Below are 15,857 nucleotides of genomic sequence, written 5' to 3' on the forward strand. Positions count from 1 at the left end.
GGGCAGGCTTGCTCAGCCGAAGACCTGAAACGTCTCGGCGTTGAGCCACAGGTGGGTGGCGATGCTGGCCGCATAGCCAACAGCGATCACCGGGGCCCAGCGAAGGTGGCCCATGAAGGTATAGTTGCCGCGGGCCTGGCCCATCAGTGCCACCCCGGCGGCGGAGCCGATGGAGAGCAGGCTGCCGCCAACGCCGGCGGTGAGGGTGATCAGCAGCCAGTGGCCGTGGGACATGTCGGGTTCCATGGTCAGCACCGCGAACATCACCGGGATGTTATCGACCACCGCCGAGATCAGGCCCAGGGCGATGTTGGCGTTGGTGGCTCCCCAGCCGGTGTAGAGCGACTCGGAGAGCATCGCCAGGTAACCCATGTAGCCCAGGCCGCCGACACACATCACCACCCCGTAGAAGAACAGCAGGGTGTCCCACTCGGCGCGTGCCACACGGTTGAAGACATCGAAGGGCACCACGCTACCCAGCTGGGCGAGCTTCTTGTCGTCGCCGCGGCGGGCATAGCGGGTGCGCTTCTTCTCCAGCGAGCGGGGCAGGGTGCGGCGCAGGTAGTAGCCGAAGAACTGGAGGTAGCCGAGGCCGGTCATCATGCCCAGCACCGGCGGCAGGTGCAGGAAGGTGTGGCAGGCCACGGCGGTAGCCACGGTGAGCAGGAACAGCGCCACGATGCGGCGTGCACCACGCTTGAGCCAGACCTCTTCCTCGAGGCTGTCCGGCTTGCGGTTCTTGATGAACAGGGTCATCGCCACCGCAGGGATCAGGAAGTTGACCAGCGAGGGCAGCAGCAGGACGAAGAACTCCTGGAACTGGATCATGCCGGCCTGCCATACCATCAGCGTGGTGATGTCGCCGAAGGGGCTGAAGGCACCGCCGGCGTTGGCCGCCACCACGATATTGACGCAGGCCAGGTTGATGAAGCGCTTGTCGCCCTCGGCGACCTTGGTCACCACCGCGCACATCAGCAGGGCTGTGGTCAGGTTGTCGGCAATGGGAGAGATCACGAAGGCCAGGCCGCCGGTGATCCAGAACAGCTGGCGGTAGGTGAAGCCCTTGCGCACCATCCAGCTGCGCAGCACATCGAAGGCGCGGCGCTCGTCCAGGGCATTGATGTAGGTCATCGCCACCAGCAGGAAGAGCATCAGCTCGGTGAATTCGAGCAGGGTGGCGCGGAAGGCGTGCTCGGCCTCGGCAGGCATGCCGGCCTGCACGTAGACCCAGCCGATCAGCGCCCAGATGATGCCCGCGGCGACCAGAACCGGCTTGGACTTGCGCATGTGCAGCTTCTCCTCGCCCATGACGAGCGCATAGGCGAGGACGAAGATACTCACGGCGATAAGGCCGACCACGGAGTTGGTGAGGTCCAGCTCGCCCGTCACGGCGAAGGCCGCGGGGCTGAACAGCAGGCAGACAAGCACGAGGCATCCCGACCACCAGGCGGTATGCCGGGGCCGTAGGGTTGGGTATCCGAAGGATGGCATGGCGTTGAGTCCCGAAAACGAGGTTCGTGGGAAGGGTGAGAAAGCGCGCCTATTCTAACACCGCCAGTGCACCGCAATATAGGCGCAAAGCCTTACCACCAAAGGAGTAGCGGGGCGGGCAGCGGGGTCCTGTCTCCCCGAAGGCGGTTTTGTGGCATCATCAGCGCTCCGGCAGACGCCGGCCGTTTTCGGATCGCCAACGACGCAGGCAAGTCACGCATGTTTCTCGATGAATTTCATACGCTGGCAGGGGACCGCATCACCATATCGGCGGAGCAGGCCAGTCGATTCGCCAAGGGAGTCGCCGGCGACTACAACCCTATCCATAACCCGGAGGCGCGACGCTTCTGCGTGCCCGGAGACTTGCTGTTTGCCCTGGTGCTGGCCCGCTTCGGCCTCTCACAGCGCATGGAGTTCCGGTTTCTCAACATGGTGGGCGATGGTACCCCGCTGAACTTCCAGGAGCATGCCGACGGGCTGATTCGCGTCTGCGATGACGCCGGCAAGTGTTACCTGGAGGTCTCCCGCGGCGGCGCGGTAACTCACGACGAGGTGGTGGTGGAGGCCTTCACGCGCTGCTATGTCTCGTTCTCGGGCAAGAACTTCCCGCACTACCTCAAGCCGCTGATGGAAGAGAAGGGCGTGATGTTCAACCCTCGCCGGCCGCTGGTGATCTACGACAGCATGGGCTTCTGCCTGGAGCGTCTGGAGGGCCTCACCCCCGCGCTAGAACTGCTCGACTCCTCCCTGGAGGTCAACGGCAAGCGTGGTGACACCCTGCTCGAGTTCCGTATCCAGTCGGGTGGCGAGCAGGTGGGTACCGGCTCCAAGAAGCTGGTGGTCAGTGGCCTGTGCGACTACGACGCCGGGGCCATGGACGAGATCGTCGACGAGTTCTATCGCCTCAAGGCCGCCTACGAGGCCTGAACCAGACCCGCGACCGGCAGGGGGCAGGGCAATGATTCGAGCGATACTGGTTGAGGGTGACGGCACTGCCAGCCACGGTGATGCCTCGCTGGTCGAGCGCTGGCGGGAGAGCACGGACAGCTACCTTTGGCTCGACCTGCAGGGCGAGCCGCAGGCCCGCGAGCGGGAGCTGCTGGAGGCCTTCGACTGCCACCCGCTGGCCATAGACGACGCCCATCGCGACCGGCACCCGCCCAAGATCGAGGAATTCGAGGGCCACACGCTCATCATCTACCGCGGGATCGGCTCCTTCGATGCCGAACTCAACTTCGTGCCCCAGCGCGTCGCCTTCTTCATCGGCGAGCGCTTCCTGCTCAGCCTGCACCCCGATACCGCGCTCAGTCTCGATCGCCTCTACGGTGCCGAGGGCGAGCGCTTGCTGCGACGCTCACCGGAGCATGTGGCACTCAGGGCCATGTACCTCTCGGCAGGCTTCTACCTGGACAGCCTGCTGCAGTTCGAGAACCAGTTGAGCGACCTGGAGGATGGCCTGGTCGAGGGCGGCGATGATGCCCTGATGCGCCTGCTCATCGGCTATCGCTCACGACTGGTGAAGATGCGCCGGGTGTTCAACTACCACGTGGGCATCACCCAGGAGCTCACCGCCTACGACTACGCCCACCTGCCGCGGGACGTCGACGAGACCCTCCACGCCATCAACGACGTCCACGAACGCTTCGAGCGCCTGCACAGCTTGACCCAGATGTACTACGACATCTGCGGCGACCTGATCGACGGCTATATCTCGCTCTCCTCGCACCAGCTCAATATCACCATGCGCCTGCTCACGGTGATCACCGCCATCTTCGTGCCGCTGACCTTCCTGGCCGGCATCTACGGGATGAACTTCGCCCATATGCCAGAGCTCGGCTATCGCTACGGCTATTTCGTACTGCTCGGCGTGATGCTGGCGATCGCCGTCGGCTTGATCTGGCTGTTCCGGCGCATCCGCTGGCTCTGAGTCCGGACGGGGCGAGTTGACGCAGGCACTTGGCGGCAGCCGTCCACGGTCTTAGTCTCGAGGGCTTCCCCTTTCGAGACATGACCATGCACCCACAGCGCGAGCGAATGCACAACGAGCTGCACGCCCGGCCCTCGATCTACTTCGACGAGCCGGCCACCCTTCACCACTATGCCCTGCTCGACGAGGCCGGCGCCTGCGAGGCCGTGCTGGCACGGCTGGGCGAGCTGATCGGTACGCTGCCGGACCGCGAGGCGGTTCAGCAGATCCTCGAGGTCGAGGGCCTGACCCTGAAGTGGGAGCGTCACACCGAGTTCCTGACCCTCACGCTGCTGGTGCCGCGGGCGCCAGAAGAGGAGGCCTGGCCAGCTCCTCCGGCGCTGCTCGACACCCTGGTGGGCCCGAATCACGCCCAGCTGATCAGTGCCACCCAGGTGCTGGTGGATTCCGCCCATCGCTGGGCCGGCAGGCCCTCCGACTACGGCTTTCGCGACCCCTCCGGCTCGCGGGTGGGGGATGGCGATGCCATCGTGTGGAGCGATTTCCGCCTGACCGACAGCGGCGTCAATCGCCTGCTGCTGGTCAACCAGGGGCTGGATGCCTTCCGGCTGGGGCGCATGACGCGCCGCTTGCTGGAGATCGAGACCTACCGCATGATGGCCAGCCTGGCACTGCCGCTGGCCAAGGAGCTGGAGCGCGAGCTGCAGGCCCATGAGCAGGAGCTCGGCGAGCTCTCCGAGCGCAATGCCGAGCGTGAGGCGGAGAGCTCGCGGCCGCTGCTGGGAGCGATCTCCGAGCTCTCGGCGCGGCTGGAGCGCTCCGGGGCGCGGTCACGCCGGCGCTTCAGCGCCACCGAGGCGTATTCGCGCATCGTCTTCACCCGCATCGAGGAGCTGCGCGAGAGTCGGATTGGCGAGAGCCCCAGGCTCGGCACCTTCATCCTGCGCCGCTTCCGGCCCACGGTGCACTTCTGCGACTCGATCCACCGTCGCCAGCAGGACCTCGCCGAGAGTGTGGCCCGGCTCAACGACCTGCTGCGGACCCGCGCCCAGGTGGAGATCGAGGAGCAGAACGCCGAGATGCTCGCGAGCCTCAACGAGCGAACCAGCAGCCAGCTGAAGATCCAGAAGGCGGTCGAGGGGCTGTCGATCATCGTGATCAGCTACTACCTGTTCAGCCTCTTCAAGCTTGGCCTGCAGAGCCTCGACGCACTGGGAGTCGCCATCGTGCCGACGGTGGCCGCGGCTGTGCTGGCGCCGTTGGGGCTGGGGATCGTCGGGGTACTGGCCTGGCGGATCCAGCGCGTCAAGCGGCACTGAGAGGGCAGCCGCGCCGGCGGGTCAGGCCGGTTCGCTGCCGCTGACCAACCAGCCCTCGGCCTCCAGGCGTTGCCAGACGGCCTCTCGGCTGTCCTCGTCGAGGCGTGACCAGGCGGTGATCTCGTCTAGGGTGCGGCCGCAACCCTCGCAGAGACTGTCCGCGCCGCGTACGCGGCAGACCTGGACGCAGGGCGAGGCCGGGCGCTGCCGGCGGACGTCGCTCATGGCTTCACTTTGCCGCGCAGTGCCTTAGTCTTGCCCTTGCGGGTCTTGGCGTCGACCCGGCGGCGCTGGGAGCCGCGGGTCGGCCGGGTGGGCTTGCGCACCTTGCGCTGCTTCACCGCCTCGCGAATCAGTTCGCGCAGCCGCTCCAGGGCATCCTCGCGGTTCTGCTCCTGGGTACGGAAGCGCTGGGCCTTGATGATCACCACGCCGTCCTGGCTGATGCGCTGGTCGCCGAGCGCCAGCAGCCGCTCCTTGTAGAAGGGCGGCAGGCTGGAGCGCTGGATATCGAAGCGCAGGTGGATGGCGCTGGCCACCTTGTTGACGTTCTGGCCGCCGGCGCCCTGGGCACGGATCGGGTTAAGCTCGATCTCCCAGTCGCCGAGCTCAACGCTGTTGGATATTTTCAGCATCTCGGTTCCCTGGTGGTCAGGATCGGCGCAGCGGCTCGAGCAAGCCGCCCAGGCCGTTGTGGTCGATCTCGTGCATCAGCGCGAGCAGGCGGCCCAGCTCGCTGTCGGGAAAGCCCTCGCGGGAGAACCACGCCAGGTAGGGGCCCGGCAGGTCGGCGAGCAGCCATCCCTGGTACTTGCCGAAGGGCATGCGCATCCTCACCAGCGTCAGCAGGTCCTCGGGGTTCACGTTGCATCCTCGCGGGTGATGGAATTGGCGGGAGCCATGCTACCGGGATCAGGTCGCCTTGCCCATGGCCGGAAGCTCAGCCTCCAGCACCCGGTTGCGCCCCTCGCGCTTGGCGCGATAGAGGGCCCGGTCGGCGCGCTCCATCAGCGCATCGGCACTCTCGTCGGCGGCGAGCTCGGCCACTCCCGCCGAGAGGGTCAGCGTCAGCGGGGGCTGCTCCAGGGGCGTGGCGGCGAGATGCAGCCGCAGCCGCTCCATGGCTCGCCAACCCTCATGCCGGGAGATGCCGGGCAGGATCACCATGAACTCCTCGCCGCCCATGCGCACCAGATGGTCGTGCTGGCGTAGGGTCGAGCGCATGCGCAAGGCCGCCTCGCGCAGCACGGCGTCGCCGGCGGCATGGCCATGGCGGTCGTTGACGCGCTTGAAGTGGTCCAGGTCACAGGTCGCCACGCAGAGCGGGGTAGCGTAGCGCTGGCTGCGCGCAATCTCCTCCTCCAGCAGCGCCAGGCCGGCACGCCGATTGAGCAGCCCGGTGAGCTCGTCGTGGCGGGCCAGGAACTCGAGGCGCTGCTCCATCTCCTTGCGCGTGGTGATATCCACCACGAAGGTCACCTTCTTCACCGCCCCGTCGGCGTCGACGATGCGCGCTGCCCGGGCCAGGATATTGCGCAGCTCGCCGTCCTTGCCGTGCACTTCCCACTCCTGGGCCAGCTCCTCGTCGTCCTCGCCGGCGATGAAGCGCTCATGCAGTTCCTGGAGGGCCGCACGGTTGGCCTCGGGTACCACCATTGTGAAGTGCCTGCCCAGCAGCTCCTCCTCACGGTAGCCGTAGAAGTCGCAGTAGGCCGGGTTGACCATCTCGAAGCGTCCCCGGGCATCGGTCACGCAGATGCCGATGGGCGCAGCATGGATCACTCGCGCCATGTTGTCGAAACGGTCCGGTAGCGGCGTCATGAGGTGGCACTCTTCGGGGAGGAAACATCCAGGACGGCGGCGAAGGCCGACGCCAGGTCATCGCTCAGGGCATCCAGGGCCGGGCGAGCGAAGAAGTAGCCCTGCTGCAGGGGGATGCCGGCCTGGTAGAGCCAGCGGGCTTCGCCGGCCTCCTCCACGCCTTCGGCGATCAGGATGATGCCAAGCCGGCGTGCCATCGCCACCATGCCATCGATCAGCGCCTGGCGGCGTGGGTCGTGGTGGCAGCCCTGGATCAGCTGTCGGTCCAGCTTCAGCTTGTCCGGGGTGAGTTCGGTGAGCAGGTCGAGGTTGGCGTAGCCGGTGCCGAAGTCATCCAGGGCGACCCGGAAGCCCATGCGGCGGTAGGCGGTGATGATGTCGTGGAGGTGCTCCCGGTCGGTGATCTGCTCCGATTCGACGACCTCAAAGATCAGCTTCTCCAGCGGCCAGCCCACGCGTCGCGAGGCCTCCAGCGTGGCCTGGATGCACGCCTCGGGCTCATAGACGGCATTGGGCAGGAAGTTGATGGAGAGCGACTCGCGCATGCCCAGCCGACTGGCCTGCTCGATGGCCCTGACGCGACAGACCTGGTCGAAGCGGTAGAGCAGCTCGTCGGTGACCCTCTCCAGCACCTGGCCGGCTGGCTCGCCGTGGGGCCCCCGCACCAGTGCCTCGTAGGCGTGTATCTCGCGCCGCTCCAGGTCCACGATGGGTTGGAAGGCCATGGTGATGTCGAAGGGTAGCTCTCCCTCGCAGCGTTGGCAGTGTCTGGCAACTCTCGCACAGCCCATGGGTCCTCCGGGGTCTCTGTCGGCGATGGGGTATTCAGGATACAGGTTTTCTTCCGGCGTCGTCCGTCGGTCAGTCACGGGCTGTCAGCCTTGGGCCGGCATCTCCACCAGCAGCGCCTCTCCCGCAAGCCCCTGGGCGACGCGGCTGGCGAGAATCTCCAGGATGCCCTCATGCTCGCCCACCAGCCGCGTGGAGGTGACGGTGAGCCCCGGTGACGCCGCCATGGCCTGCTCGCAGATCTCGGCGATGTCGCCCCCCTCGCCGGCGTGGCGGCCGGGGGAGAGGAACAGCATGGCCAGGATCACCTCGCGACCGGCCAGCGCCCGCGAGGCCAGCAGGTCGGCCAGCAGCGGCTCGTTGAAGCGATACTCGTCGCCATCCCGCCGCTCCATGGAGGCGAAGGTGACGCAGCCGGCCTCTTCACTCAGCAGCGCACCGAGCTGCCCGGCCACATAGTTGCGCACCGCAGCGACCTCGGGGATCGGGCTGCCGTGATCGACCAGCACCACCGTCGGCCGCTCGAGATCGCCAGCGTGCCCCATGACCTGGCGGACATTGTCGGCCAGCAGCCGGGCCAGGCGCAGGTCGAGCTCCGCGAGGGTGTCCACCAGCGGCGCCGCCACCTTGATGGAGAGCCGCGGGTACTCTGCCTGCACCTCCGCCAGGCGCTCCGGCAGGTAGCGGGTCAGCGCCTGGCTGGGGCCGAAGAAGAAGGGCAAGATGACCAGCTCGGTCACGCCCTCCGCCGCCAGGCGCTCGGCCAGCGGTCCCAGCGTCACCGCCTTCTCCCCCTCCAGCTGGTCGGCGGGGATCTTGTGGGAGTGCAGCAGCGAGGCGGCCTCCACCGGCTCCCCGGTTGCCTGGGCCAGGGCCCCGGCCAGGCGGCGCAGGTTGAGCGTGGCCTGGGGGCGCAGGGAGCCGTTGTCGACGAGAAGGATGCGTTTCATGTAAGCCTCGGAGGATGGGGCTGAGGGTTGGTGGCCGGGAGAGCACCGTGGCGTCGCGCGGGCAACGGGCAGGAAGGAGTTCACACTACCCAGCCGCGGCGTCGCTGAAAAGTCCGCCGGCAAAAGGCGGTGCAAGGGTGGGGCGAGGCGTGGAACAATGAGTCTGTTAAGCAACCATCAGACGCGATGCGACATCAACCGAGCGAGGTCCCATGAATTCCACCATTGAACTGCTCAAGTCCCACCGCTCCGTGCGCAAGTTCACCGACCAGCCGGTCTCCCGGGAGCTGCTGGAGGAGCTGGTCAGTGCCGGCCAGGCCGCCGCCACCTCCAGTCACGTGCAGGCCTACAGCGTCATCCACGTGAAGAACCCGGCGAACCGCAAGGCGATCGCCGAGCTGGCCGGGGGGCAGGGCTACGTGGCCACCTGCGGCGCCTTCCTGGTGTTCTGTGCCGACATGAAGCGCCCCACCGAGGCGGCCGAGCGCACCGGTGCGCGGGTGGTGCGCGGCATGACCGAGCAGCTGCTGGTGGCCAGCGTGGATACCGCCCTGATGGCCCAGAACGTGGCGATTGCCGCGGAATCGGAAGGGCTGGGCATCTGCTACATCGGCGGCATTCGCAATAATCCCCAGCAGATCAGCGACCTGCTGGGCCTGCCGGACCACGTCTACCCGGTGTTCGGCATGTGCCTGGGCTATCCGGCCCACGATCCCGACGTGAAGCCGCGCCTGCCGGTCGAGGCGATCCTCAAGGAGGACACCTACAGCGACGACAGCGAGCTGGTGGCGGCCTATGACGACGCCATGCACGCCTACTACCAGTCGCGCAAGGGCGGCCCCAAGGACACCACCTGGTCGCAGAACCTCACCCCGCTGTTCGACACCAAGCTGCGTCCGCATATGCGCGAGTTCCTGGTCAAGCGCGGCTTCGAGATGAAGTGAGGGCTACGCCCCGGGTTCAGGCGTCGCTGCCCTCGAACACCTCGGGGTAGCGACGCCTGGCGCGCAGCAGGCGCCAGATGGTGATGGCGTTGGTGACCACCACCAGCGCCTCGGCCAGGGTGCCGCCCACGGCGCCTGCCAGCAGGTGGCTGAGCATCCAGGCCACGGCCGCCAGTCCCAGCATCACGCGCATGGGTATGCCACGCAGCAGGAACATGCCCACCGTGCCCAGCACCATCGCCACCACGGCGGGCAGGTCCGCCCAGCCCTGCCAGGTCGCCAGCGCCGCCACGCCGCTGGCGGCCAGCACCCCGGCCATTACCTTGCCGCTGCCCGGGTAGCGGCGGGCCAGGGTGATGCGCACGATCACCAGCAGGGTCAGCGCCGCCGCGGTCCAGCTCTCCAGGAACAGGAACTGCAGAGCGAAGGCCACGTTGGCCGAGATCAGCAGCACCAGCAGGCGCTCATCCTGCTTGCTGGCGAAGGCCAGGATGCACAGCAGCAGTGCGACAAGGCCGAAGAACTGGCCCGCCATGGCGGTGGTGCCTTCCAGCATGGTGGTCTCTCTCCCGAATGATCAGGCGCCCAGCATAGCGATTGAGGGCGCGGTTGACGCAAGGCACCTGCGCCACGCATCTTGGCAGGGTCGCAAATCGCTGGAGCCGTCATGGAAACGCTGCTCAATGCCCGCTCGGATGTGAGCCAGGCGGCGCTCGCCGCCATCGCCCATATGCCCACCACCAGCCTGCCGATGCTGATGGATGATGACTTCGCCCGCCGGCTCACCGACGCCGACTTCATGCGCATCGCGGTGCTGCTGGCGCAGAAGAGCTTCGATGAGGGCGGCTGCCCCATCGGCGCGCTGATCATCGACAACGCCACCCGACGCATCGTCGGCAAGGGGCACAACACCCTGGTGCAGGAGAATCATCCCTACCACCACGGCGAGACCTCCGCCATCCGCGATGCCGGGCGCATCGACTTCAGCCGCACCACGCTGTTCACCTCGCTGAGCCCCTGCGAGATCTGCGCCACGCTGCTGACCATGCGCGGCTTCTCCCGGGTGGTGGTGGGCGATGTCACCAACGCCTCGGGCACCGAGCCGCTGCTGCAGAGCCGGGGCGTGCTGGTCGAGATCCTCGAGGACCCGCGTGGCATCGAGCTCTACGCGCGCTTCCGCGCCGAGAAGCCCGAGCTCGATCTCGAGGACTGGAAGGGACTCTGCGCCACGCGCTGACCCTGCGGGCGCCGCCCTTCCGGTTCATGTTGTGCTCCCCGGCCGGGGAGCGGCGCTCGAAGTGTTCCAGAGCAGGGTCAGTCCAGCACGACCAGGTGGTTGGGCAGCTCGTTGCGCTCGTGGGTGGCCGGCACCTGCTCCTTGAGATGCTCGCCGCAGGCCTCGATGCACTCAAGGAAGCCCTGCAGGGTCTCGCCCTCCTTCACCCGGCGGGTGAAGGCCGCCACGATGGACTGCCAGGTCTCGTCGCTGATGCGGGCCGAGATGCCCCGGTCGACCAGGATCTCGACATAGCGTTCGGCCTCGGAAACGAAGATCAGCATCCCCGTTCCCCCCTCGGTGTGGTGAAGCTCCTGTTCCAGGAACTGCCGCCGGGCGAGGTTGCCCGCGCGCCAGTGGCGAACCGCTCGCGGGATCAGCCGGGTGGTGATGGCGGGGCGGCGGAACACCAGGCCCACCACGATAAAGGTCGCCCATTGCACCAGCGTCAGTTCCCAGGCCGAGAACCAGCCGGGGAAGTAGTTGATCGCCCCGGGCACCACCAGGGCCAGCAGGCCCGCCCAGAGCAGCGGGATATAGGCATAGTCGTCCGCCCGCGGTGCCAGCACGGTGACCAGCTCGGCATCGGTGTCGCGCTCGACCCGATGAATCGCCTCGCTGACCTGGCGCTGCTCGTCTTCGCTCAATAAAGCCATGGGGGTCGTGATCTCCGAATCCTGAATGTCATGTCGGTGTCGCCACCGGAAGAGGGCGGGCGGCTTACCAGCCGCCGGACGCACCGCCGCCACCGAAGCCGCCGCCGCCTCCGCCGAAACCACCCCCGCCGCCGAAGCCGCCACCACCGCGCGACCCACCGCCCAGGGCACCACCCAGCAGCATGCCGCCCAGCAGGCCGCCGCGACCACCGCGCACCAGGCTCATGACGATCACGAACAGCACGAAGAAGAGAATCGATGCCGGCCCCCTGGGGCCCTGCTCTCCGGCCGTGGCGCCGGAGGTGGCGCTGGTATCCATGGGCTCGCCACCCAGGACCCGGATCATCGCCGCCACGCCCTCGCTGATGCCGCGGGCATAGTCACCCTCGCGGAAGGCCGGCGTCAGGGTCTGGTTGATGATCGCCGAGGACTGGGCGTCGGTCAGGCGACCCTCGAGGCCGTAGCCGACCTCGATGCGCACCTTGCGCTCGTTGGGCGCGACGATCAGCAGGGCGCCGTTGTCTTCCTCCGCCTGGCCGATGCCCCAATGGCGACCCAGCTGGTAGCCATACTCCTCGATGGTGACGCCCTGCAGCTCCGGCAGGGTGGCCACCACCAGCTGCTCGGTGGTGGCCTCCTCGTGGGCCGCGAGCTGCGCGCTCAGGCGTGACTCGGTGGCGGGGTCCAGCAGCTCGGCCTGGTCCACCACGCGGCCGGTCAGTTCGGGAAAGTCGAGCTCCTGTCCTTCACTCTCCCGGGCCTGGAGGCCGAGGGCCGTCGACAGCAGCAATGCCAGTAGCGGAATGCGCAGAAGATCGCTCATTCAAACTCCACCTGGGGGGCCTGGTCCGCGTTCTCGGTCGTGGCCTCGAAGCTCTCGCGCAGCGCCATGTCGCTGTAGAGGATGGTGTGCCAGAGGCGGCCGGGGAAGGTGCGGATCTCGGTGTTGTAGCGCTCGACCGCGGTGATGTAGTCGCGGCGCGCCACGGCGATGCGGTTCTCGGTGCCCTCCAGCTGCGACTGCAGGGTCAGGAAGTTCTGGTTCGACTTCAGATCGGGATAGCGCTCGGAGACCGCCATCAGCCGGCTCAGCGCGCCAGTCAGCTGCTGCTGGGCCTGCTCGAACTGGCGCATCTTCTGCGGGTCGTCCAGCGACTCGGCGTCGATCTGGATCGAGGTGGCCTTGGCTCGCGCCTCCACCACGGCGGTCAGGGTCTCCTGCTCCTGGCGGGCGAATCCCTTGACCGTCTCGACCAGGTTGGGCACCAGGTCCGCGCGCCGCTGGTACTGGTTCTCCACCTGCGCCCAGGCCGACTTCACCTGTTCGTCATAGGTGGGGATGTTGTTGACGCCGCAACCCGTCAGCAGCACCGCCATGATCAGCACAAGGGCGAACCGCCAGACTCGAGGGTCGGGTAGGGTGGAGTGTCTCGTCGGCATGGGGGCAGTCATCCTGTCGATGTGAGTCGATGTGAAGAGAAGACCCCCAAGGTACAGCTCAGGCCGATGCGAAGGAAGTGACGTCATGCAGACACTCCGCCAGCCGACATATTCAGGATCGATGTCGACCATCACCGCCGACCAGGCTCTGCCCGGTTACTCCAGCTCGAGTTCCTCCAGCACGGCGGCCAGCGCCTGCCGGTCCTCTCCCTCCAGTGTCTTCAGGGGCAGCGGCAGGGTTGGTGACTCGGCGAGCCCCAACAGCTCCGCCGCGGTGGCCACCACACGCAGGCTGCCGCCGTGCCGGCGGAACAGCGCCCACAGTGGCTCGAGCCGAGTCGACAAGCGTTGGGCCTCCTCGGCATCGCCGGCCCGGGCGGCGTGGGTGATGGCCAGGGCGGCCTCGGGGAAGAGGCCGCCGATCACCGAGTACCAGGCCTCGCAGCCGGCATTCAGCCCGGTGGCGGCAAAGGCGTCGCCACTGACGCCGATCGTCACCTCGGGCGGCACCAGGGTGCGTAGCCGCTCGACCCGCTCGCGAGCGGCCGCTGGCTCGGCGGGTACACCCGGAATCTTGATGGAGGCGACATTGGGCAGTGCCGCGATGCGCCCATGCAGCTCGTCGCTGAAGGTGAAGTGGGTGGTGCCGGGGTTGTCGTAGACGCACAGCGGCACCGAGAGCCGGGTGGTGATGGCCTCATAGAGGCCGAAGACCTCCGCGTCGGTCAGCGGCTGGTAGGACATCGGTGCCAGCAGCACCGCGCTGGCGCCCGCCGCTTCGGCGTCCTCGGCCAGGGCCAGCACATCGCGGGTACGCAGGGCACTGATGCCCACGATCACCGGCACATCGCCGGCACTCTGCACGGCCAGCCTGGCGATGCGTGCGCGTTCGGCGTGGCCGAGGTAGGCATAGCTGCCCGTGGAGCCGAGCGCCCCGATGGAGTCGACACCCGCAGCCATCAGCCTCTCGACCAGGTGGACGAATGCCGCCTCGTCGATGGCGTGCTCGTTCATGGGCGTCAACGGAAAGGCACTCAGGCCGGTGAGCATGGGCTGTCTCCTGGTTCGGAAATCCGGTGGTGGACTTGCTCGGGAGTATGCCACGGCGGAGACTCGGCACAGCGCATCCGGTCCACCTTCCGGAGAATGACAGCCATTTCGAGGAGGAGTCTTGCATGGAGAGCCAGGTCGAGGCGGGAATTGCCCCGCGCCTGCGGGACCTGCTGATGGGACTGCCCGACGCGGCGCTGCCGATCACCTACCGACAGGCCGCCGAGGCACTGGGGCTTTTGCCGCCGGGCACCATCCAGCGCGTCGCCCAGGCCCTGGAGGCGCTGATGCGCGAGGACGTCGCCGCAGATCGGCCGATGATCGCCGCCCTGGTGGTCAGTCGCCGAGGCGACCTGCCCCGGCAGGGGTTCTTCGACCTGGCGGTGGCGCTCGGCCGCTTCCCCGCCGACCCGGCGAAGCATGAAGCGGCCTATCGGCAGGAGCTGGAGCGTGTCATGGCGCTGCGGGCGTGACCGGCAGGCGAGGGTAGGGCTGGGTCAGTCGTAGCGGTGCTGCCACCCCTTCACCGCGATCTGCTCCTTGAGCAGCTCCAGCATGTCCACCAGCACCTGCTCGGTGACCTGTTCGGTGTGCGGGTCGGTGCGTAGCCAGGCGTCGAAACCACTCTCGGCGAGGTGTTCCACCAGGGCGGTGAACTCCGGCGACTGCAGCCCCGCCAGCGCCTCGTTGACCAGGCGGCAGGCCAGGTCGGAGAGCGAGGCCTCGAGCCCGCGGGTCAGCTGGCCGCCCAGCGGCAGGCGCTCCAGGCGGCGGACCTCCGGACTCTCCGCCAGGGTGCGGCCCACCAGGCCGCGCACGTAGCGCAGGATGTCCTCGCGGTTGTGGGTGTAGGCGCTGCCGGCCATCGCCTCCAGGCGCTGGCTGATCTCGTGGATCAGCGCCTGCTGGCGCGGGCGCACCACCTGTTCGACTATGCCGCGGGAGAGCGAGTCACTAGCGCGGATCTCCGCCTGGACGTTATCCAGCAGACGAATGGCGATGCGGTCGGTGAGCTCCTCCAGCAGGATGTCGTAGTACTTGGTGAGCACACCGAAGAGGTACCAGCGGCGCACGTCGATCAGCCCCATGCGCTGCAGCCGGTGCAGCAGCGAGATCACGCGCAGGATGCGCAGCAGCCGGAAGCCGCCGACCGGGATACAGCCCAGCACGTCGTACCAGTGCACGAAGGGGTAGAAGAACCAGCGGTGGTAGCGCCGTTCGGCGATGGCCACCGCCCAGCCCAGCAGCACGTCGAGCACGAAGACGGCAACGAAGGCCAGGTCGATGGCTAGGAAGTTGGCGTGGACATGGCGCTCGTAGACGCCATGCAGGCCAGGCGCCGCGGCCTCGAAGGCGGCGTTGAGCGGCGCCAGCAGGAAGAGGCTGTCGAACAGCAGCAGCGCCAGGTTGGCGACCACCAGGGCGATGACCAGTAGGTCCCACGCCAGGTGAAACCGCTCCAGGGCGGGATGCAGGCGTCTCTCGCGGGTCTCGCTCATGTTGGCGCCTCCCCGGGCTGGTTGGCCGGCCCGGCTACTTGAAGCGCGAGCGGGCCTTCTCGAAGGCGTCGCTCATCGACTCCCAGGCGCGCTCCGCCCCGGCGCGGATGTCATCCCAGGCATCGTCGCCGGACTCGCGCAGCTCCTCCAGCTTCCGGCGCATCTCCTCGCGCCTCTCCTCCAGGCGCTCGGCCTCCTTCTCCCGCTCGATGCGGGCATCGGCGTCGGCGCCGCGGGCCTGGGCCTTCAGCTTGTCGATCTCCGCCTGCCACTCGTCCAGCTTGGCGCGCAGCTTCTGCTCATAGGCTTCTCGATTGCTCATGCGTCACTCTCCTCGTTGTCGACGGTCTGGATGACCTCGAATCCCTCGAAGCTCGGTGGGCCCAGGTAGAGCCCCTCGCGCTTGCTCTGGCCGGCGTTGGCGTGGGCCTTGCGGAAGGCCTCGGAGCGGGTCCAGGCCTCGAAGTCCTCCCGCGAGCGCCACACGGTATGTGAAGCATAGAGCACATAATCCTCGCGCTCCGGTCCGCGCAGCATGTGGAAGGCCTCGAAGCCGGGCAGCCCCTGCAGGTGGGTCTCGCGCTCCAGCCAGATCTGCTCGAACTCCTCCGTGCGCTCGGGATTGACCCGGAAGCGGTTCATGGCGATGTACAAGGGCATCTCCTGTTGGGGGAAAGGTCTTCTCGACGATGACA

General features: G+C 67.5%; 21 protein-coding genes. 6 read left to right on the top strand and 15 right to left on the bottom strand.

From position 1 onward, the window contains the following. Positions 1–12: 12 nt before the first annotated feature. The gene (gene nhaD, locus ACJ7IV_RS03045; RefSeq protein WP_483865709.1) at positions 13–1,428 is read right to left on the bottom strand and encodes a sodium:proton antiporter NhaD; all 1,416 of its coding nucleotides are present in this window, start codon (positions 1,426–1,428) and stop codon (positions 13–15) included. A 282-nt stretch (positions 1,429–1,710) separates the two neighbouring features. Here nhaD and ACJ7IV_RS03050 point away from each other — a divergent pair, with 282 nt between their 5' ends. The 3 genes from ACJ7IV_RS03050 (at position 1,711) to ACJ7IV_RS03060 (ending at position 4,737) form a co-directional block, all read left to right on the top strand. Continuing rightward, a complete protein-coding gene (locus tag ACJ7IV_RS03050) occupies positions 1,711–2,418 on the top strand; it encodes a DUF3581 family protein (protein WP_483865710.1) in 708 nt (235 codons plus the stop codon). A gap of 31 nt (positions 2,419–2,449) precedes the next feature. Continuing rightward, on the top strand, positions 2,450–3,418 hold the full coding sequence (locus tag ACJ7IV_RS03055) for a magnesium transporter CorA family protein (protein ID WP_483865711.1): 969 nt from the start codon (positions 2,450–2,452) through the stop codon (positions 3,416–3,418). Between the two features lie 86 nt (positions 3,419–3,504). Next, positions 3,505–4,737: a DUF3422 domain-containing protein gene (locus tag ACJ7IV_RS03060; RefSeq protein ID WP_483865712.1), complete on the top strand. Its 1,233-nt coding sequence runs from the start codon at positions 3,505–3,507 to the stop codon at positions 4,735–4,737. Positions 4,738–4,758: 21 nt separating this feature from the next. Here ACJ7IV_RS03060 and ACJ7IV_RS03065 read toward each other — a convergent pair whose 3' ends face one another. The 6 genes from ACJ7IV_RS03065 to ACJ7IV_RS03090 all read right to left on the bottom strand — a co-directional run bounded on the left by ACJ7IV_RS03065 (position 4,759) and on the right by ACJ7IV_RS03090 (position 8,297). Next, positions 4,759–4,962 carry a DUF1289 domain-containing protein gene (locus ACJ7IV_RS03065; protein ID WP_483865713.1) on the bottom strand — a complete coding sequence of 68 codons (204 nt, stop codon included), beginning with the start codon at positions 4,960–4,962 and terminating at the stop codon, positions 4,759–4,761. Continuing rightward, on the bottom strand, positions 4,959–5,372 hold the full coding sequence (gene arfB, locus ACJ7IV_RS03070; protein WP_161430650.1) for an alternative ribosome rescue aminoacyl-tRNA hydrolase ArfB: 414 nt from the start codon (positions 5,370–5,372) through the stop codon (positions 4,959–4,961). The genes ACJ7IV_RS03065 and arfB overlap by 4 nt, the downstream gene beginning before the upstream one ends. A 16-nt stretch (positions 5,373–5,388) precedes the next feature. Further along, the gene (locus tag ACJ7IV_RS03075) at positions 5,389–5,601 is read right to left on the bottom strand and encodes a DUF3820 family protein (RefSeq protein ID WP_483865714.1); all 213 of its coding nucleotides are present in this window, start codon (positions 5,599–5,601) and stop codon (positions 5,389–5,391) included. A 48-nt stretch (positions 5,602–5,649) separates the two neighbouring features. Next, entirely contained in the window at positions 5,650–6,558 is a 909-nt protein-coding gene (locus ACJ7IV_RS03080) for a GGDEF domain-containing protein (RefSeq protein ID WP_483865715.1), read from the bottom strand. Then, positions 6,555–7,283: an EAL domain-containing protein gene (locus tag ACJ7IV_RS03085; RefSeq protein WP_483865716.1), complete on the bottom strand. Its 729-nt coding sequence runs from the start codon at positions 7,281–7,283 to the stop codon at positions 6,555–6,557. Before ACJ7IV_RS03085 ends, ACJ7IV_RS03080 begins: the two co-directional genes overlap by 4 nt. Positions 7,284–7,433: 150 nt before the next feature. Next, entirely contained in the window at positions 7,434–8,297 is an 864-nt protein-coding gene (locus ACJ7IV_RS03090; protein ID WP_483865717.1) for a sirohydrochlorin chelatase, read from the bottom strand. Between the two features lie 212 nt (positions 8,298–8,509). On the opposite strand from ACJ7IV_RS03090, the gene nfsA reads away from it, so the two are divergent. Further along, the gene (gene nfsA, locus ACJ7IV_RS03095; RefSeq protein WP_483865718.1) at positions 8,510–9,241 is read left to right on the top strand and encodes an oxygen-insensitive NADPH nitroreductase; all 732 of its coding nucleotides are present in this window, start codon (positions 8,510–8,512) and stop codon (positions 9,239–9,241) included. Between the two features lie 16 nt (positions 9,242–9,257). Here nfsA and ACJ7IV_RS03100 read toward each other — a convergent pair whose 3' ends face one another. Next, positions 9,258–9,797, bottom strand: a complete 540-nt coding sequence (locus tag ACJ7IV_RS03100) for a YgjV family protein (RefSeq protein WP_023006565.1) — start codon at positions 9,795–9,797, stop codon at positions 9,258–9,260. Between the two features lie 111 nt (positions 9,798–9,908). Between ACJ7IV_RS03100 and ACJ7IV_RS03105 the strand changes: the two genes are divergently transcribed. Continuing rightward, the gene (locus tag ACJ7IV_RS03105; protein WP_483865719.1) at positions 9,909–10,478 is read left to right on the top strand and encodes a nucleoside deaminase; all 570 of its coding nucleotides are present in this window, start codon (positions 9,909–9,911) and stop codon (positions 10,476–10,478) included. A 77-nt stretch (positions 10,479–10,555) separates the two neighbouring features. Here ACJ7IV_RS03105 and ACJ7IV_RS03110 read toward each other — a convergent pair whose 3' ends face one another. The 4 genes from ACJ7IV_RS03110 to ACJ7IV_RS03125 form a co-directional block, all read right to left on the bottom strand. Next, positions 10,556–11,173 carry a TPM domain-containing protein gene (locus tag ACJ7IV_RS03110; RefSeq protein ID WP_161430658.1) on the bottom strand — a complete coding sequence of 206 codons (618 nt, stop codon included), beginning with the start codon at positions 11,171–11,173 and terminating at the stop codon, positions 10,556–10,558. A gap of 64 nt (positions 11,174–11,237) precedes the next feature. Beyond that, positions 11,238–11,996, bottom strand: coding sequence for a TPM domain-containing protein (locus ACJ7IV_RS03115; protein WP_282038777.1), 759 nt, complete (start codon positions 11,994–11,996; stop codon positions 11,238–11,240). Next, complete coding sequence (locus tag ACJ7IV_RS03120) at positions 11,993–12,613, bottom strand: LemA family protein (protein ID WP_483865720.1); 621 nt, start codon at positions 12,611–12,613, stop codon at positions 11,993–11,995. Before ACJ7IV_RS03120 ends, ACJ7IV_RS03115 begins: the two co-directional genes overlap by 4 nt. Before the next feature lie 156 nt (positions 12,614–12,769). Then, positions 12,770–13,663 carry a dihydrodipicolinate synthase family protein gene (locus ACJ7IV_RS03125; protein ID WP_483865721.1) on the bottom strand — a complete coding sequence of 298 codons (894 nt, stop codon included), beginning with the start codon at positions 13,661–13,663 and terminating at the stop codon, positions 12,770–12,772. A 125-nt stretch (positions 13,664–13,788) separates the two neighbouring features. Between ACJ7IV_RS03125 and ACJ7IV_RS03130 the strand changes: the two genes are divergently transcribed. Continuing rightward, entirely contained in the window at positions 13,789–14,136 is a 348-nt protein-coding gene (locus ACJ7IV_RS03130; RefSeq protein WP_483865722.1) for a hypothetical protein, read from the top strand. A 24-nt stretch (positions 14,137–14,160) separates the two neighbouring features. Here ACJ7IV_RS03130 and ACJ7IV_RS03135 read toward each other — a convergent pair whose 3' ends face one another. The 3 genes from ACJ7IV_RS03135 to hmuQ are packed head-to-tail and all read right to left on the bottom strand — an operon-like array spanning position 14,161 to position 15,816. Then, the gene (locus tag ACJ7IV_RS03135; protein ID WP_483865723.1) at positions 14,161–15,162 is read right to left on the bottom strand and encodes an ion transporter; all 1,002 of its coding nucleotides are present in this window, start codon (positions 15,160–15,162) and stop codon (positions 14,161–14,163) included. Positions 15,163–15,196: 34 nt separating this feature from the next. Next, the gene (locus ACJ7IV_RS03140) at positions 15,197–15,484 is read right to left on the bottom strand and encodes a sll1863 family stress response protein (RefSeq protein ID WP_232911312.1); all 288 of its coding nucleotides are present in this window, start codon (positions 15,482–15,484) and stop codon (positions 15,197–15,199) included. Next, positions 15,481–15,816 (bottom strand): heme-degrading protein HmuQ, encoded by a 336-nt coding sequence (hmuQ, locus tag ACJ7IV_RS03145; protein WP_483865724.1) that lies wholly within the window; start codon positions 15,814–15,816, stop codon positions 15,481–15,483. Before hmuQ ends, ACJ7IV_RS03140 begins: the two co-directional genes overlap by 4 nt. Positions 15,817–15,857 lie beyond the last annotated feature (41 nt).

Source organism: Halomonas sp. C10-5 (assembly GCF_057169305.1).

Coding starts and splice junctions, on each gene's coding strand:
- arfB (WP_161430650.1), bottom strand. CDS start 5,372: ATGCTGAAAATATCCAACAGCGTTGAGCTCGGCGACTGGGAGATCGAG.
- ACJ7IV_RS03065 (WP_483865713.1), bottom strand. CDS start 4,962: ATGAGCGACGTCCGCCGGCAGCGCCCGGCCTCGCCCTGCGTCCAGGTC.
- ACJ7IV_RS03085 (WP_483865716.1), bottom strand. CDS start 7,283: ATGGCCTTCCAACCCATCGTGGACCTGGAGCGGCGCGAGATACACGCC.
- ACJ7IV_RS03055 (WP_483865711.1), top strand. CDS start 2,450: ATGATTCGAGCGATACTGGTTGAGGGTGACGGCACTGCCAGCCACGGT.
- ACJ7IV_RS03060 (WP_483865712.1), top strand. CDS start 3,505: ATGCACCCACAGCGCGAGCGAATGCACAACGAGCTGCACGCCCGGCCC.
- ACJ7IV_RS03130 (WP_483865722.1), top strand. CDS start 13,789: ATGGAGAGCCAGGTCGAGGCGGGAATTGCCCCGCGCCTGCGGGACCTG.
- ACJ7IV_RS03100 (WP_023006565.1), bottom strand. CDS start 9,797: ATGCTGGAAGGCACCACCGCCATGGCGGGCCAGTTCTTCGGCCTTGTC.
- ACJ7IV_RS03120 (WP_483865720.1), bottom strand. CDS start 12,613: ATGCCGACGAGACACTCCACCCTACCCGACCCTCGAGTCTGGCGGTTC.
- ACJ7IV_RS03125 (WP_483865721.1), bottom strand. CDS start 13,663: ATGCTCACCGGCCTGAGTGCCTTTCCGTTGACGCCCATGAACGAGCAC.
- ACJ7IV_RS03110 (WP_161430658.1), bottom strand. CDS start 11,173: ATGGCTTTATTGAGCGAAGACGAGCAGCGCCAGGTCAGCGAGGCGATT.
- ACJ7IV_RS03090 (WP_483865717.1), bottom strand. CDS start 8,297: ATGAAACGCATCCTTCTCGTCGACAACGGCTCCCTGCGCCCCCAGGCC.
- ACJ7IV_RS03135 (WP_483865723.1), bottom strand. CDS start 15,162: ATGAGCGAGACCCGCGAGAGACGCCTGCATCCCGCCCTGGAGCGGTTT.
- ACJ7IV_RS03115 (WP_282038777.1), bottom strand. CDS start 11,996: ATGAGCGATCTTCTGCGCATTCCGCTACTGGCATTGCTGCTGTCGACG.
- ACJ7IV_RS03140 (WP_232911312.1), bottom strand. CDS start 15,484: ATGAGCAATCGAGAAGCCTATGAGCAGAAGCTGCGCGCCAAGCTGGAC.
- ACJ7IV_RS03105 (WP_483865719.1), top strand. CDS start 9,909: ATGGAAACGCTGCTCAATGCCCGCTCGGATGTGAGCCAGGCGGCGCTC.
- nfsA (WP_483865718.1), top strand. CDS start 8,510: ATGAATTCCACCATTGAACTGCTCAAGTCCCACCGCTCCGTGCGCAAG.
- ACJ7IV_RS03050 (WP_483865710.1), top strand. CDS start 1,711: ATGTTTCTCGATGAATTTCATACGCTGGCAGGGGACCGCATCACCATA.
- ACJ7IV_RS03080 (WP_483865715.1), bottom strand. CDS start 6,558: ATGACGCCGCTACCGGACCGTTTCGACAACATGGCGCGAGTGATCCAT.